Genomic DNA, 15,525 nt, shown 5'->3' with positions numbered 1-15,525 from the left:
GCACGACGGAGCGGCATACCAGGTGCACCGACGTCCAGCCTCAAGCCGCCCGCCATCATCCGAAACGATCAAGAAGGAGAAGACTGTCATGATGACCTACACCATCAACCGAATATTCGACGGCGCGGCATTCGAGGAGGTGGAGGCACGCACCCGCGCCGCTCTTTCCGACCAGGGCTTTGGCGTGCTGACCGAAATCGACGTGACCTCGACGATGAAGAAGAAGCTGAATGTCGAGATGCAGCCCTATGTCATTCTCGGTGCTTGCAATCCTCGCATGGCGCATCGCGCCATCGAACTCGAGCCCCATGTCGGGGCGATGCTGCCGTGCAACGTGATCCTGCGCGCGGTTGACGGCGGCGTCGAGGTTAGCGCGGTCGATCCGGTGGCCTCAATGCAGGCGATCGACAATCCGGAATTGCACGCGGTCGCAAGCCAGGTGCGCGACCTGATGACCAAGGCCGTCGCGGCCATATGACATCCGCCGCCGGCGGCAGCGCGTCGGCGGCCTCTTCGAAGCCTTTGGCTTGCACTTCCAGAGAAGGCCTTGCTCAGGCGCGCTTGATCGCGTCCGTGACTTGCGCGCGCAGATCGGCAGGCAATGCATCTATCGCACGCGCGACGACCGCCAGATCCTGCCGCGCGGCATGCAACTGGTCGATGAGAGAGAGCACGATGCCAAGTGCGGTCTCATCCAGATCGAGATCCAGCGACAGATCGCACAGAAGTTCGAGCCGCGCGATGTCGATGCGGCGAAAGACATATCCTCCGGCATCGCGCTGCGGCCTGACGAACTCGCCCTCGATGAAGCGGACGAGCTGGACCCGGGTGAGCCGTGTGACGGTCGCGATGATATCGTCTTCGGAAAATCGGTCCGTCATGTCCCGGCCCCTTTCAGCAGGTCGGCCCGCGGGTCGAAGGCATGGGTCTCGCGCCATTGGGACAGGAAATCCCGCAAAGCCGGGTCCGTTTCGGGCGGAACGACAATCTTCAGTTCGACCTTCTGGTCACCCTTGGTCTTTTGCCCTGCCCGCTCCACGCCGCGGCCACGCAGGCGCAGGACCCGGCCCGAGCTGACACCGGGAGGGATCGTCAGGCCCACCGGCCCGTCGATGGTCGGCGTCGTCACCTTGCCGCCGAGGACGGCTTCATCGATGGTGATGGGAAGCGTCAGCAATATGTCGTCGCCATCGCGGCGAAAAACCGGGTGCGAGCGCACGGAAACGGTGATCAGCGCATCCCCGGCCGCACCTCCGCCATAGCCAGGCATCCCTTTGCCGCGCAGCCGCAAGGTCTGGCCATCCTCGGTACCCCGCGGGATCGTGACCGCAAGGCCCTGGCCGTCGGGCAGTGTGATACGGGTCCTGGCTCCCCTTACGGCATCCAGAAACGGCAGCTCGAGGGAATAATGCGCATCCGGTCCCGAAGCCGAAAACCCGTAATCGTCGAAGTCACCGCCGCCGGACGGGCGCCGCCGATTGCGCAGGATGTCGGCAAAGACGTCCGCGGGATCGGCATCCGCGCCAAACCCGCCCCCTTGCCGGTAGACGTTGTCCGAGGCTTCCGCGAAATCGCGATAATACCGGCGCTGCGGGCGCTCGGCACCCAGCCCGTCAACCTCTCCGGCGTCGTAGCGCGCGCGGGTTTCCGGGTCCTTCAGAACGGCATAGGCTGCGGAAATCGCCTTGAACCGCGCTTCGGCACCGGGGTCGTCGGGATGAAGGTCCGGATGGCTGGTGCGCGCCAACTTCCGATAGGCCTTCTTGATGTCCTCCGCCGTGGCCGCCTTGGTCAGCCCAAGGGCCTCGTATGGATCGTTGAGCATCCAGGATCCTTCTTGTCGTCCATGGCGTCGCGCATGTGCTGATGGCGCGCATGAAATGGCTGCTTCTGCATGCCATGGCCCACCCGGCGATGTCGCTGATCCATATCAAGGCAGAAACGACGCGCGCGCCTATCCTGCGCAAGATCGAACGGGGCGGATTGCGTCCTCCGTTTGGCCCCTGTCGCAACCTCGGAAGGAGGCCACGTTGGCCGCGGCTGAATACAAACCTACCGGGAAAGACAGTTCGACGGCGTTGCAGGTCCGTACGCCCTCGACCTCACCACAGGTCCCTGCCCTGCGCAACATCCCTCCCGCTCCTTCCGGGAAAAGGCGTTTGCGGCTTTGGGCGCTCGCCGGATTGTCGGTCCTCGGTCTGGCAGCGCTGCTCTATGTGCAGCCGTGGGTCGAAAGGCCGCGCTCGGTCGCCGTCGAGATCGCTACACTGGCACCGGTCACGCGCGTTCTGGCCGTCAACGGTCGTGTCGCCGCCGTGCACTCGGTCGATGTGCGCCCCCTCGTCAGCGGCACGCTCGAGACGCTTTCGGTGGCCGAGGGCGACGAGGTGGCCGCCGGTCAGGTGCTGGGCCTGATCGACGCCAAGACTCAGAGCGCCGTCCTGCGGCAGGCAATGGCGGGACGAGACGCCGCTCTCGAGGCCCAACAGCAGGCATCGGAGGCCTACGACCGGTCGGTTTCTCTCGGCAGGACGATTGCAAGATCCGTGCTCGAAACCCGCGCCCACGCGGTCGAGCTTGCGGTTCAGGAGGTTGCCCGCCTGACCGCCTTGGCGGATCAGGCCCGCATCGCTCTACAGAACCACACGGTCCGCGCCCCCATCCCCGGCAGCGTCCTGATCCTGAATGTGGACGAGGGTCAGTTTGTCGACACCTCCACTCTCCTTCTGATCCTCGCCGATCTGCGCGAGCTTGAGGTCGAAACGGATGTGGACGAAGCCTATGCGCGGCAGATCTCGCGGAACCAGACCGCAATCCTGCAACTGGCCGGCGAAACCGGCACCCGCACCGGCCATGTGAACTTCGTCTCGACCCGCGTGGATGTCGCCACCGGCGGCCTTGCCGTGCGGATTTCCTTTGACGACCCGGTCATCGCGCCCGTGGGAATGACCGTCACGACCAACATCCTGGTGGACCAGCAGGCGGCTGCGCTGACCGTGCCACGCACCTCGATGGTGGCCGGCCCTACCGGCACCGCTGTCTTCGTGGTCGAGGACCGCAAGGCCCGCCTGCGACCCATCACCGTGGTGGACTGGCCCGCCACCCGCCTGATCGCGACGGCGGGACTGGCCGAGGGCGACGTGGTGATCGTGGACGCGGCGGGACTTGCCGACGGACAAGCGGTCGAGGCGGTGCAGCCCTGATGCTCTACGCCCTCAAGATCGCGACACGCTACCTGACGGCGAACAAGGCGCAGACGGCCCTGCTGGTGCTGGGCGTCGCCGTGGGTGTTTTCATCTTCATCTTCATGTCGGCGCTGATCGGCGGGTTGGCGGAGTTCATTCTTTCGCGCACCGTTGGCGACATCGCCCACATCACCATCGAGGCCGAGGAGACCGACCCGGTCCTGCTCGTCGCGCCTTCGGGACAGGTGTTGAGCGTGATCGAACGGGGCCGCACGCGGACCGCCACGCTGACAGAAGCCGCCACATGGCTGCCGGTCATTGAGGCGGTCGACGGGGTCAAGGCCGTCTCTCCGCAGATCACCGGATCAGGGTTTCTCGCGCGCGGGGCGCAGACAGCCCAGGTCAGCGTGACAGGCGTCGAGCCCGGGCGGGAATCCGCGATACTGGATCTCGACGGATACATGGTCGAGGGATCGGCGCGGCTGGGCTCGGACATGATCGTCATGGGGCGCAAGCTGGCCGACGATCTGGCGCTGTCACTAGGTCAGACGCTGCGGCTCCAGTCCTCCCTCGGCGCGACGGCGGTCCTGACGCTGGGCGGGATCTACAAGACCGGGAACAGCAGGATGGATGAGGGCCGCGTCTTTGTCAGCCTCTCCCTGGCCCGCACGCTGTTTGCGACGCCACAAGGCGTGACCCAGATCGAGATCAAGCTCTACGACCTGAACGCCGCCGATGCCTCCGCCTTGCACATCCGCGCCCTCACCGGGCTGGACGCCGTTCCCTGGACAGACGGCGCGGCACAGTTGATGGAGGCCCTCAACGCCCAGGCGCAGACCGGGTACTTCCTCAAGAGCTTCGCCCTCATCACCATCGTCATCGGCGTGGCCTCGGCGCTGCTGTTGTCCACCTATCGTCGTCGGCCGGAAATCGGGATCATGCGGGCCATGGGCGCCGGACGCGCCTTCGTCATCTTCGTCTTCGTCACCCAGGGGACCCTGATCGGTCTGATGGGCGGCGTCTCGGGGGCGACCCTGGGCTACCTGGCTCTCCTTCCCTTCCCCTCGCGCGAGGCGTTCAAGGCGGGAACCTTGCCGATAGACATCACGCAAGGGTCCTACGGGCTGGCCATCGCGTTGACGGTGCTCGGCGCCATCCTCGCCTCGATCCTGCCGGCCAGATCGGCCGCTTTGGTCGATCCCGTCACGGCGATCGGCCAATGAGCCCGCTTTTGGAAGTGCGCGATCTGGTCAAGGTATTCGGAACGGGCGAAGCCGCGACCCGCGTGCTGCGTGGTCTGTCGCTGAGCCTGGAGGCAGGAGAAATGGCCGCCCTGCTGGGCCCGTCGGGTGCGGGCAAGAGCACGCTTCTGACAATCCTCGGGACGCTCATGAAACCCACTTCAGGCAGCCATGTCATGCTGGGGCAGGACCTGATCGCGGCGGACGACCGCGAGGTGACCGCTTTTCGCAACCTGCACATCGGCTTCGTGTTCCAGTTCCACAACCTGTTGCCCGACTTCACTGCCCTGGAAAACGTGATTTTCCCCACCGCTGTGCGCGACGGGCGCGAGACCGCCACCGCCCGCGACAGAGGACGCGAGCTGCTGGTACGGATGGGCCTCGCGGATCGCGTCGACTTTCCCTCGGCCAATCTCTCGGGCGGGCAGAAACAGCGGGTTGCCGTCGCCCGCGCGCTGATGAACGCGCCCGAACTCGTTCTGGCGGACGAGCCGACCGGCAACCTCGACCGTGCCTCTGCGATGCAGGTGATGGATCTCATCGGGCAGATCAACCGCGAACAGGGCACAACCTTCCTGATCTCGACCCATGACGAAAAGATCGCAGCGCTCTGCCGGCGACAGATCGTGGTGGGCGATGGTCTGTTGACCGGCTAGGCATCCGCAGGAAGATCCGCGCTAACACCGATCAGTGCGACATCTCCCGTCTCTGTGTAGAGTTGAGTGGCGAGTCGCGAGCAAACGTCCACCGGAAGGACCTCGAGCGCATGCAGAGGCGGGAAGAGTTGGCCGTCGTTGCACCCCTCCCCTGCGAAGGCATCGTGCATGCCGTCAGGGGCGCGGTGGTCGACGTCGTCTTCGAAGGAGCCGAGCTCCCGCAAATCAATTCCGCCCTCATCGTCGAATGGGACAGGCCGACGCCGCTCATTCTCGAAGTCCACAGCCATCTGGACCAGACCACGGTTCGCGCCGTGGCGTTCCAGTCGACCGCAGGGCTTGCGCGCGGGGTCGGGGTGCGCGCAACAGACGGGCCGGTCAAGGTGCCCGTTGGCAATGCCGTCCTCGGACGGCTTCTGGATGTCGTCGGCAATCCGCAGGACAACGGTCCGGCGCTGCCAGACGACACGCCGCGCAGATCGATCCACGCGCGTCCCCCAACCCTGAAATCGCAGACCGGTGCCACGGACGTGTTCGAGACCGGCATCAAGGTGATCGACCTGCTGACACCGATGGCGCAGGGCGGCAAGGCCGCGATGTTCGGCGGCGCCGGGGTCGGCAAGACCGTTCTGGTGATGGAACTGATCCGCGCCATGGTCGAGAAATATGAAGGCATCTCGGTCTTCGCCGGCATCGGCGAGAGATCACGCGAGGGTCACGAGCTTCTGACCGAAATGAAGGGATCCGGCGTTCTTGACCGCACCGTTCTGGTCTACGGCCAGATGAACGAACCGCCCGGCGCACGCTGGCGGGCGCCCCTCACCGCCCTGACCGTTTCGGAGTATTTCCGCGACCAGAAGCACAAGAACGTGCTCCTTCTGATGGACAACGTCTTCCGGTTTGTCCAGGCGGGCGCGGAAGTGTCGAGCCTGCTCGGCCGCCTGCCCTCGCGCGTTGGCTATCAGCCGACGCTGGCAACCGAGGTGGCGGGCTTGCAGGAGCGCATCGCCTCGGTGGCCGGGTCCGCCGTGACCGCCATTCAGGCCGTCTATGTGCCTGCCGACGACTTCACCGACCCGGCCGTCACAACCATCTCCAGCCATATGGATTGCGTCATCGTGCTGTCGCGCGCCCAGGCCGCAGAAGGGTTCTATCCGGCAATCGACCCGCTTGCCTCGTCCTCGATGCTGCTCGACCCTCTGGTGGTTGGCGAGCGGCACTATGAGACAGCCGAAGCCGTCCGCCAGGCGCTGGCGCGTTTCCGCGAGCTGACCGACATCATCTCGCTTCTCGGGGTGGAAGAGCTGGGCGCCGCGGATCGCAAGATCGTCAAGCGCGCGCGGCGGCTGCAACGCTTCCTGACCCAGCCGTTCATGGTGACGGAGGCCTTTACCGGCACACCCGGCGCCAGCGTTGCGCTTGCCGATACGCTGGCAGGCTGCCGCGCCATTCTGGACGGCGAGACCGATGACTGGTCGGAAAGCTCGCTCTACATGGTCGGCACGCTGGAGGACGCGCGCAAGAAGGAAGCCGACGCAAAAGTCTCCGCTGCTCCGAACGCGGGAACCGCGCCATGAGGCTGAGGATCGTGACCCCCCTGTCGGTCGTGGTCGACGAAGACATCGACAGCCTGCGCGCCGAGGATGCCAGCGGCAGTTTCGGCATCCTGTCCGGTCACGCCCCGTTCATGACGGCGCTGGCGGTTTCCATCGTCGGCTGGCGCAAGGGCAAAGAGGAACGGTTCTGCGCCGTACGCGGCGGGGTGATGACCGTGACGGACGGAGCCATCATCGCCATCGCCACGCGTGAGGCGGTGGCCGGCACCGACCTTGCCACACTCGATGCCGAGGTTCTGGCCCGTTTCCGCTCCGATGTCGATGCGGAGCGCACCGAGCACGTCGAGAGCATGCGCCTGCAGTTGAACGCCCTGCGCCAGATGATCGGCCGGCTTCAACCCCGCGCCGGCGCGGGAGAATTCCGGTGACGACGCCGCCCGCCAACGAGCCGGAGGAGGATCCGCTTGTCCGCGAAACCCGCCTGCGCCGTGACCGCCACGAGCAATGGCTGCGCGAGGGAGATATGTCGGTTGGCCGCCGCCTCGCGCAGATCGGCGTGCTGGGCTGGATCTTCGTGGTTCCCGCACTTGGCGGGCTGTTCCTCGGACGCTGGCTCGATGCACGCCTGGCGACGGGCATCTTCTGGAGCGCCCCCGGCATGGTGCTGGGGCTTTGTCTCGGCGGCTGGACCGCATGGAAATGGATGAACGCGCGATGATCGACCTTGCAGCTCTGCCGCTGTCCCTCACCCTGCCGATCTGTTTTCTGGCCGGGCTCGTGCTGGGCTATGCCTATTTCCGCGCCGTGCGCGAGACCGCCGACCTGATCGTCGGTCAAGGACCTCTTCTGCTCGGGCTGGCGCTGACGCTGGGCCGCCTGGCGTTGCTTTGCGCGGGCTTCTATCTCGCCGTCCAGGCGGGCGGCCTTGCGCTTCTGGCGGCACTTGCCGGAGTCCTCTGCGCCAAGACCGTGATGCTGCGTCAGGCGCGAAGGGTCGACGCATGAACTCGCCGCTTGCCTCCATCGCGCTGTTCCAGATCGGACCCATCCCGATCACGCAGGCAATCATCACGACATGGGCGATCATGGTGGTGCTGGTGCTTGGGGCCTATCTGCTGACCCGAAGGCTCGAACTGGTCGCCGGCAGGCGACAGGCTGCTCTCGAACTTCTGGTGACCACGCTCGACACACAGATCCGCGAAACCACGGGAGCGGAACCCGCGCCGTATCGTGATTTCATCGGCACGCTGTTCCTGTTCATCCTCGTGGCCAACTGGTCCTCGCTGGTGCCCGGCGTCGATCCGCCGACCGCCCGGCTTGAAACCGATGCAGCACTTGCCACCCTGGTCTTCCTCTCGGTGATCTGGTTCGGCGTGCGCGGCGCGGGTGTGGGGGGGTATCTCAGGTCCTTCGCCGCTCCCAATCCGGTAATGATCCCGTTGAACATGCTGGAAAGCGTGACCCGGACATTCTCGATGTTCGTTCGCCTATTCGGCAACGTGATGAGCGGGGTTTTCGTCATCGGCATCGTCGCCTCGCTGGCGGGGCTTCTGGTGCCTATCCCGCTGATGGCGCTCGATCTGCTCACCGGTCTGGTCCAGGCCTATATCTTCGCGGTACTGGCGATGGTCTTCATCACCTCGGCGGTCGAGGACGGCCGGCACGGGCCCAAGAGCGCCACATCCCCCTCTTCCCCGACCCAAAAGGAACCCTGATGGATTATCTCAGCCTTGCCAGCATCGTTTGCGCCGCCTTCGCGGTGGCCTTCGGAGCTCTCGGTCCCGCCCTCGCCGAGGGCCGCGCCGTCGCCGCCGCCATGGACGCCATCGCGCGCCAACCCGAAGCAGCGAATACGATCTCCCGCACATTGTTCGTCGGCCTGGCGATGATCGAGACGACCGCAATCTACTGCCTGGTGATTGCGCTTTTGCTGCTCTTCGCCAACCCGCTTCTGGCATGATCCCATGACCGTCGACTTCTGGGGGCTGGGGCTGCAGGCAGTCAATGTCCTGATCCTCGTCTGGCTTCTTTCCCGGGTGTTCTGGCGTCCACTGGCAGCAGCCATTGACCGGCGCCGCGATGCCACCCAAGCCATGCTCGCCGAGGCCAAGGCGGCTCAGACCAAGGCCGACGCGGCCCTGACCGAGGTGACCGAGGCCCGAGCCGGCATCGCCGACGAACGCGCAGCCGTGCTGGCGGAGGCCGCGAAAAGCGCGGAAGCAGCCTCGAAGGCAACGCTTGCCGAGGCGCGAAGCAAGGCAGAGACGCTGCTGGCCGCCGCGCAAACCTCCATCGCCCGCGACACCGAGACGGCGCACAGGCAAAATGCGACCCAGGCCTATGCGCTGTCGGTGGACATCGCCGCCAGGATCCTGGGCCGGATGAACGGCCCTGCGGTCCAGGGTGCCTTTCTTGCCCTGCTGGTAGAGGCCATCGCGAAGATGTCGACCTCCGAGCGCGACGCGCTGGTCGCCGCCAAGGCCGAGATCGAGGTTGTCACCGCCGTGCCTCCGGACGCGGCGCACAAGGCAGAGATCGAAAAAGCCGTCATCGCCGCCCTGGGTGGCGCTCCGATGCTGAACTTCGTCACCGATCCCGACCTGATCGCCGGTCTGGAGCTGCGAAGCGCACATTTTGTGCTGCACAACAGCTGGCGGGCGGATCTTGCCGTGATCCTGCAGGAGATGAAGGATGCCACCTGACGCTCCAGACTGGCTCTCCTCCGCCCAGGACGCGCTGCGACACGCCCCGCTGGGGCCGCGCGCCGAACACAGAGGCCGGGTCGAGAAAATCGGCGATGGCGTCGCGATGATCTCGGGACTGCGCGATGTGCGGCTGGACGAGGTGCTGCGCTTCGAGGGCGGCCAGGTCGGTTTCGCCCGCGTACTGGACTCCGATCTGATCGGCTGCGTCCTTCTCGACGCCGCGAGCGATATCGAGGCAGGCGATGCGGTGTTCGGCTCGGGAGAGGTCGTCCAGGTTCCCGTCGGCGAGGCGCTGCTGGGGCGGATCGTTGATCCGCTCGGGCGTCCGCTCGACGGCAAGGGAGTGATTGAGTCGAAGACGCACTTGCCGATCGAGCGCCCCGCGCCCTCGATCATCGAGCGCGACCTCGTCACCGAGCCGGTGCAGACCGGGGTCGTGGCGTTGGACACGCTGTTCGCGCTCGGTCGGGGCCAGCGCGAGCTGATCGTTGGCGACCATTCCACCGGCAAGACAACGCTCGCGATCGACGCCCTCATCGCGCAGCGCGACAGCGACATGATCTGCATCTATGTCGCTGTCGGCCAGAAGACCTCCAGCGTGCGCCGCGCCATCGACGCGCTGCAGGCGCAGGGGGACTTCTCGCGCTGCATCGTTCTCGTGGCAGGCTCGGCCTCCGCGCCGGGCCTGCAGTGGATCGCGCCCTATGCCGGGATGACGATGGCGGAGTATTTCCGCGACAAGGGCCAACACGCGCTCATCGTGATCGACGACCTGTCCAAACATGCCGCGACCCATCGCGAAATCGCGCTTTTGACGCGGCAATCACCGGGACGCGAGGCCTATCCCGGCGATGTCTTCTATATTCACGCGCGCCTGCTCGAGCGCGCGGCAAAGCTGTCGAAGGATCTCGGCGGAGGCTCGCTGACCGCCCTGCCGGTCGCAGAGACCGATTCAGGCAACCTTTCTGCCTACATCCCGACCAACCTGATCTCGATCACCGACGGACAGATCGTGCTGGATGCAGCGCTGTTCCACCAGGGCCAGAAACCGGCGGTGGATGTCGGGCTGAGCGTCAGTCGGGTAGGCGGCAAGACGCAGGCGCCCAGTTTGCGCGCGGCGGCGGGCACGCTGAGGCTGGACTATGCCCAGTTTCTGGAGCTGGAGGTTTTCACCCGCTTCGGCGGCATGCCGGAAGGCCGGGTGCGAGATCAACTCCGGCGTGGGAAACGGATCCGGGCGATCCTGCGCCAACCCCAGCACGCCCCGTTCCGCCTTGCCGACGAGGTCGCGCTGATGCTGGCCGTGCAGTCGGGGTTGCTGGATCCCCTGCCGCTGGAGGCCGTTGCCGCATTTCGCGCCGGGCTCCCCGCCGCGCTGGACAGGGACGCCGCCGAGGTTCCCCGCACCCTTGCGGAAGCGGGAGAACTGGACGCCAGCGCGCAGGCCGCACTGATCGCCGCGATGACCCGCCTCGCCGCGTCGCTGAAGACGGACGAGCCCGCGCCATGACCGAACGGCTGGCAGACGTCAGCGCCCGGATCGAGGGCGTCCGCCAACTGGGCGCGGTCGTCAACGCGATGAAGGGCATTGCCGCCGCCCGCGCCCGCACCGCGCGGGCGCAAGTCGACGCCGTCGACAGCTATGCCGCGACGATCTCAACCGCAATGGCGCGGATCCTTGTTCCCCACGAGGCGGGACACCCCGCCCCGCGTTCCCGGGCAACCGGTGGCGGCAGAACCGGATTGCTCCTGTTTCTCGCCGAACAGGGCTTTGCCGGGGCATTCAGCGAACGGGTGCTGGACAGCGTCGGCAACGAACTGGAAACGGCGGACCTGCTGCTTGTTGGAACCCGCGGTCTCTCGATCGCCGCCGCACGCGGCCTCGAAGCTGACTGGAGCGCGGCCATGCCCTCCCATTCGCCCGGTATTCCGAAGCTGGCGGACGGGATCACCAGGGCGATCTACCATGCCCTGGATGAAGATCGCTTCGACCGGCTGGACGTTGTCCATGCGAGTTGGAGCTCGGGACGACCGCAGATCGCCCGGCGAACCCTGTTTCCCGTTGACCTTTCGGATGCCCGCCCGGCAACCGGCGAACCCCCGATCACCCAGCTCCCTCCAGAGACGCTGCTGGCCAGTCTCGGAGCGGACTATGTACATGCGCTGGTCTGCAAGGCCGCCCTCCACGCCTTCGCCGCAGAGAACGAGGCGCGCATGAAGGCGATGGCCGCCGCGGGCACCCAGATTGCAAGCGAACTGGAAGTGTTCGAGGCCACGCTCCGCCGGGTCCGCCAGGAAGCGATCACCGCCGAGATCATCGAACTCGGCACGGGCGCCGCATCCGCAAACGTCGAGAGATGACCCGGCCGCCGAGAACAAAGGACTGGCATCGTCCCACGCCGGATGCAGCCCCTCATCCGGGAGGCTGACGGAGATCAATCCAGCGCCTCCGCGACGGTCCTACAGTCACCGACAGAGATGGGGCCCGCGCACCGCCCATCGCAGGAGAAGCCATGTTGGACCAGCCCAAACACAACGCCCCCGCGCATGAAAACCTCATGGCCTTTGCGACAGGGCCCGTGGTCGACACCGCAGCAGCATCCAATTTCGCTGCAACAAATCCCGATGTGATCTCGGCGACGGTTGCCGGGAAGGGACAGAACCTGGTTGGGCGCGCGAAAAAACTGGCCGAGGATCTCGGTCGCCTGAGCGGGGCCCCGCAACCGGCGGGCGCGCGCCCCTTCGAGGCCGGGCGCAATCTGGCAACCGCCCCCGGCAAGGTCGTCTACCGCAACGACCTCATCGAACTCATTCAGTACGAGCCGACGACGGAAACCGTACACCCCGAGCCGATCCTGATCGTGCCGACCTGGATCAGGAAATACTACATCCTCGACCTGTCGCCGGAGAACTCGCTGGTCCGGTTCCTCGTTGGCCAAGGATATACCGTGTTCATGGTGTCATGGAAAAATCCCGACGCCGACGACCGCAATCTCGGCATGGACGACCACCTCCGTCTCGGGGTCATGGACGCAATGGACGCCGTGCAGACAATCACGCATACGCCGAGGATCCATGCGGTCGGGTACTGCCTGGGAGGCACGCTGCTGGCCATAGCGGCGGCTTCCATGGGCCGCGACGGTGACGTTCGCCTTGCGTCGGCGACTTTTCTGGCCGCCCAGATCGACTTCACCGAAGCCGGAGAGCTGCGGCTGTTCATCAGAGATGCCGAAGTCACCATGATCGAGGACATGATGGCGGAAAAGGGCTCTTTGTTGTCGGACCAGATGGTTGGAACCTCTGCCCTGCTGCGCGCTCGCGATCTGGTCTGGGCGCCCGCGATCCGCAACTATCTGCTCGGCCTTCCCACCCGTTCGTTCGGCCTTATGGCTTGGAATGCCGACGCGACGCGAATGCCGACCCGTTTGCATTCGGAGTATCTGCGCCGCCCGTTTCTGAACAACGATCTGGCCGAGGGCCACTATCGCGTCGGCGACAAGGCTGTCAGCGTGACCGACATCAGCGTGCCGATCTTCGCTGTCGGCACGGAGGACGACCACGTCGCCCCCTGGCGCTCGGTCTACAAGCTTCACCTGTTCGTCGACGCCGACACGACCTTCGTTCTGACCAATGGCGGGCACAACACCGGCATCGTGTCCGAACCCGGCCACAAGAACCGGCACTTCCGGATCACCGACACTCCCGCGGATGCCGTGTTCCGCGATCCCGCAGAATGGCTTGCCGAATCCGAGCCGAGGGACGGCTCGTGGTGGCCGGCCTTCTCCGCCTGGCTCGACGAGAGATCGGGCGAGATGGCGCCTCCCCCGCGCATGGGCGCGCGCTCTGGCCGATACACCGCGCTTTGCGATGCCCCCGGCACCTATGTGATGCAGACATGCCCCTTCTCGAGAACAAGATCGCGCTGGTGGTGGGCGTCGCCAACGCCCGCTCCATTGCCGCCGGATGCGCCCAGGCCTTCGCCAACGAAGGCGCCGAGATCGCACTGACCTATGTCAACGAGAAGGCCAAACCCTATGTGCAGCCGGTCGCCGAGGCTGTCGGCGCGGCTCTCTTCATGCCTCTCGACGTGGAAACCGAGGGCGAGATGGAGGCCGTATTCGCAGCCGTCAAGGCACGCTGGGGACGGCTCGACATCCTCGTTCACTCGATTGCCTTTTGCCCGGCCGAGGATCTGCACGGCCGGGTGACGGATTGCTCGCGCGCCGGGTTTGCGCGCGCGATGGACATCTCCGTCCATTCCCTGATCCGCATGGCGCGCCTGGCCGAGCCGTTGATGGAAAACGGCGGAACGATCCTGACCATGACCTACTACGGCGGCGAGAAGGTCGTCGACAACTACAACATCATGGGACCGGTGAAGGCGGCGCTGGAAGGAACCATGCGCTCGCTGGCGACCGAACTCGGCCCCCGGCAAATTCGCGTCAACGCCATCTCGCCGGGACCGCTGCGCACCCGCGCCGGCTCCGGCATCGCGCATTTCGACGAGTTGGTCGACGCCGCAAGGCTGCGCGCGCCGGAACAGACCCTCGTCACCATAGAGGATGTCGGCGACATGGCGGTGATGCTGGCGAGCGATGGCGCGCGGCGGGTCTCCGGCGACATCGCCTATGTCGATGGAGGCCTGCATGTCCGGGCCTGACCCAAACGCCGCCACAGAGAACATGCGCTACATCGAGAACCGCACCTATGACGAGATCTCGGTCGGAGACAGCGCCGAGCTGGTGCGCGTACTGAAGCAGCAGGACATCGAGCTGTTCGCCGTCATGTCAGGCGATGTGAACCCCGCCCATGTGGATGCGGACTACGCAAGAACCGACATGTTCCACGGCGTGATCGCCCATGGCATGTGGGGCGGAGCGCTGATCTCGACCGTCCTGGGCACGGAGCTGCCGGGCCCCGGCACCATCTTCCTCGACCAGAGCCTGAGGTTCGAGGCGCCGGTGAGGCTGGGAGATACGATCACGGTGCGGGTCGAGGTCACGGAAAAACTGGCAAAAGGGCGCCTGACCCTAGCCTGCACCTGCCTCAACCAGAATGGCAAGATGGTGATAGAGGGCGTCTCCAGGGTCATCGCACCGCACGACAAGGTGCGCCGCCCTCGTGTCCTCCTTCCCGAGGTGAAGCTGCATGTACAGGGCGCTCAATACGCCAAGCTCATCGCGGCAACGGAAGCTCTGGCCCCGGTCCGCACCGCCGTCGTGCATCCCTGCGACGTGCTGTCGGTGACCGGCGCGCTTGATGCCGCCCGCCAGGGCATGATCGTGCCGCTTCTGGTCGGCCCAAGAGGCAAGATCGAAGCCGTGGCAAAGGCGGCGCGGCGTAGCCTCGAGGGGATTGAACTCCTCGATGTACCCCACAGCCATGCGGCGGCGGAGGCGGCCGTGGCTCTGGTGCGCGCAGGCAAGGCGGAGGCCCTGATGAAGGGCGCCTTGCACACGGACGAACTGATGGACGCCGTGGTCGACGCGACGCTCGGGCTGAGGACCGAGCGTCGGATGAGCCATGTCTACGTGCTGGATGTGCCGACGTACCCCAAGCCGCTTCTGATCACGGATGCTGCCATCAACATCTCTCCCGATCTCGCCGCCAAGCGCGACATCGTCCAGAACGCCATCGACATGGCCCATGCGCTCGGCATTGCGCAGCCCAAGGTCGCGATCCTGTCGAGCGTCGAGACGGTCAATCCCCGGGTCGCCTCGACGCTCGACGCCGCGGCGCTCTGCAAGATGGCCGACCGGGGACAGATCACGGGCGGGCTGATCGATGGTCCACTCGCCTTCGACAACGCCATTTCTCCCGCGGCAACAGCAGCGAAGGGCATCGTTTCCGACGTTGCGGGCCAGGCGGACATTCTGGTCGCACCCGACCTTGAGGTTGCCAACATGATGGCCAAGCAGCTGATTTACCTTGCCGGAGCCGACGCAGCCGGCATCGTGCTCGGCGCGAGGGTACCGATCATCCTGACGAGCCGGGCCGACAGCCCGGCCTCACGGCTCGCCTCCTGTGCGCTGGCGCAATTATTCCTCAAGGACAAGGCCCGGCCTGCCGGAGCGTGAAAGACCGCCCCGGCCCTTTGCGCTCCCTAACCTCGATCAGCTCGCCCCCGCCGATCCGCACCTAGGCTCGCTGTATCCGGCGCACCGGCTTTCGCCATTCGCGCC

General features: G+C 65.8%; 18 protein-coding genes. 16 read left to right on the top strand and 2 right to left on the bottom strand.

Going from position 1 to position 15,525, the window contains the following annotated elements:
• Positions 1-91 precede the first annotated feature (91 nt).
• Positions 92-478: a DUF302 domain-containing protein gene (locus ACSLUQ_RS05305; RefSeq protein ID WP_461808468.1), complete on the top strand. Its 387-nt coding sequence runs from the start codon at positions 92-94 to the stop codon at positions 476-478.
• A 73-nt stretch (positions 479-551) separates the two neighbouring features.
• On the opposite strand, the gene ACSLUQ_RS05300 is transcribed toward ACSLUQ_RS05305, so the two are convergent.
• Together ACSLUQ_RS05300 and ACSLUQ_RS05295 are read right to left on the bottom strand one after the other, a co-directional pair.
• Complete coding sequence (locus ACSLUQ_RS05300; RefSeq protein WP_417774162.1) at positions 552-881, bottom strand: hypothetical protein; 330 nt, start codon at positions 879-881, stop codon at positions 552-554.
• Positions 878-1,825 (bottom strand): DnaJ C-terminal domain-containing protein, encoded by a 948-nt coding sequence (locus ACSLUQ_RS05295; RefSeq protein WP_461807889.1) that lies wholly within the window; start codon positions 1,823-1,825, stop codon positions 878-880. The genes ACSLUQ_RS05300 and ACSLUQ_RS05295 overlap by 4 nt, the downstream gene beginning before the upstream one ends.
• A 334-nt stretch (positions 1,826-2,159) precedes the next feature.
• Here ACSLUQ_RS05295 and ACSLUQ_RS05290 point away from each other — a divergent pair, with 334 nt between their 5' ends.
• The 15 genes from ACSLUQ_RS05290 (at position 2,160) to ACSLUQ_RS05220 (ending at position 15,420) form a co-directional block, all read left to right on the top strand.
• Positions 2,160-3,203: an efflux RND transporter periplasmic adaptor subunit gene (locus ACSLUQ_RS05290; RefSeq protein WP_461807888.1), complete on the top strand. Its 1,044-nt coding sequence runs from the start codon at positions 2,160-2,162 to the stop codon at positions 3,201-3,203.
• Complete coding sequence (locus tag ACSLUQ_RS05285; RefSeq protein WP_461807887.1) at positions 3,203-4,408, top strand: ABC transporter permease; 1,206 nt, start codon at positions 3,203-3,205, stop codon at positions 4,406-4,408. Before ACSLUQ_RS05290 ends, ACSLUQ_RS05285 begins: the two co-directional genes overlap by 1 nt.
• Positions 4,405-5,082, top strand: coding sequence for an ABC transporter ATP-binding protein (locus tag ACSLUQ_RS05280; RefSeq protein WP_461807886.1), 678 nt, complete (start codon positions 4,405-4,407; stop codon positions 5,080-5,082). The genes ACSLUQ_RS05285 and ACSLUQ_RS05280 overlap by 4 nt, the downstream gene beginning before the upstream one ends.
• Before the next feature lie 110 nt (positions 5,083-5,192).
• Positions 5,193-6,659, top strand: coding sequence for a F0F1 ATP synthase subunit beta (gene atpD / locus ACSLUQ_RS05275; RefSeq protein WP_461807885.1), 1,467 nt, complete (start codon positions 5,193-5,195; stop codon positions 6,657-6,659).
• Positions 6,656-7,066: a F0F1 ATP synthase subunit epsilon gene (locus ACSLUQ_RS05270; RefSeq protein ID WP_417774168.1), complete on the top strand. Its 411-nt coding sequence runs from the start codon at positions 6,656-6,658 to the stop codon at positions 7,064-7,066. The genes atpD and ACSLUQ_RS05270 overlap by 4 nt, the downstream gene beginning before the upstream one ends.
• Positions 7,063-7,356, top strand: coding sequence for an AtpZ/AtpI family protein (locus ACSLUQ_RS05265; RefSeq protein ID WP_461807884.1), 294 nt, complete (start codon positions 7,063-7,065; stop codon positions 7,354-7,356). The genes ACSLUQ_RS05270 and ACSLUQ_RS05265 overlap by 4 nt, the downstream gene beginning before the upstream one ends.
• On the top strand, positions 7,338-7,643 hold the full coding sequence (locus tag ACSLUQ_RS05260) for an N-ATPase subunit AtpR (protein WP_461807883.1): 306 nt from the start codon (positions 7,338-7,340) through the stop codon (positions 7,641-7,643). Before ACSLUQ_RS05265 ends, ACSLUQ_RS05260 begins: the two co-directional genes overlap by 19 nt.
• Complete coding sequence (locus tag ACSLUQ_RS05255; RefSeq protein WP_461807882.1) at positions 7,640-8,353, top strand: F0F1 ATP synthase subunit A; 714 nt, start codon at positions 7,640-7,642, stop codon at positions 8,351-8,353. The genes ACSLUQ_RS05260 and ACSLUQ_RS05255 overlap by 4 nt, the downstream gene beginning before the upstream one ends.
• The gene (locus tag ACSLUQ_RS05250) at positions 8,353-8,598 is read left to right on the top strand and encodes a F0F1 ATP synthase subunit C (RefSeq protein WP_417774172.1); all 246 of its coding nucleotides are present in this window, start codon (positions 8,353-8,355) and stop codon (positions 8,596-8,598) included. Before ACSLUQ_RS05255 ends, ACSLUQ_RS05250 begins: the two co-directional genes overlap by 1 nt.
• A 4-nt stretch (positions 8,599-8,602) precedes the next feature.
• Positions 8,603-9,340, top strand: coding sequence for a F0F1 ATP synthase subunit delta (locus tag ACSLUQ_RS05245; RefSeq protein WP_417774173.1), 738 nt, complete (start codon positions 8,603-8,605; stop codon positions 9,338-9,340).
• On the top strand, positions 9,330-10,853 hold the full coding sequence (locus ACSLUQ_RS05240) for a F0F1 ATP synthase subunit alpha (RefSeq protein WP_461807881.1): 1,524 nt from the start codon (positions 9,330-9,332) through the stop codon (positions 10,851-10,853). The genes ACSLUQ_RS05245 and ACSLUQ_RS05240 overlap by 11 nt, the downstream gene beginning before the upstream one ends.
• A complete protein-coding gene (locus tag ACSLUQ_RS05235; protein WP_461807880.1) occupies positions 10,850-11,704 on the top strand; it encodes a F0F1 ATP synthase subunit gamma in 855 nt (284 codons plus the stop codon). The genes ACSLUQ_RS05240 and ACSLUQ_RS05235 overlap by 4 nt, the downstream gene beginning before the upstream one ends.
• Before the next feature lie 152 nt (positions 11,705-11,856).
• Positions 11,857-13,350, top strand: coding sequence for a PHA/PHB synthase family protein (locus ACSLUQ_RS05230; protein ID WP_461807879.1), 1,494 nt, complete (start codon positions 11,857-11,859; stop codon positions 13,348-13,350).
• Entirely contained in the window at positions 13,239-14,003 is a 765-nt protein-coding gene (gene fabI / locus ACSLUQ_RS05225; protein ID WP_461807878.1) for an enoyl-ACP reductase FabI, read from the top strand. The genes ACSLUQ_RS05230 and fabI overlap by 112 nt, the downstream gene beginning before the upstream one ends.
• Positions 14,004-14,025: 22 nt before the next feature.
• Positions 14,026-15,420, top strand: coding sequence for a bifunctional enoyl-CoA hydratase/phosphate acetyltransferase (locus ACSLUQ_RS05220; protein WP_461808467.1), 1,395 nt, complete (start codon positions 14,026-14,028; stop codon positions 15,418-15,420).
• The last annotated feature ends 105 nt before the right edge of the window (positions 15,421-15,525 follow it).

The organism is Stappia sp. ICDLI1TA098 (genome assembly GCF_054880955.1).
Note: the sequence above shows the minus strand (reverse complement) of the source record. Positions and strands in the feature narration are given on the sequence as shown.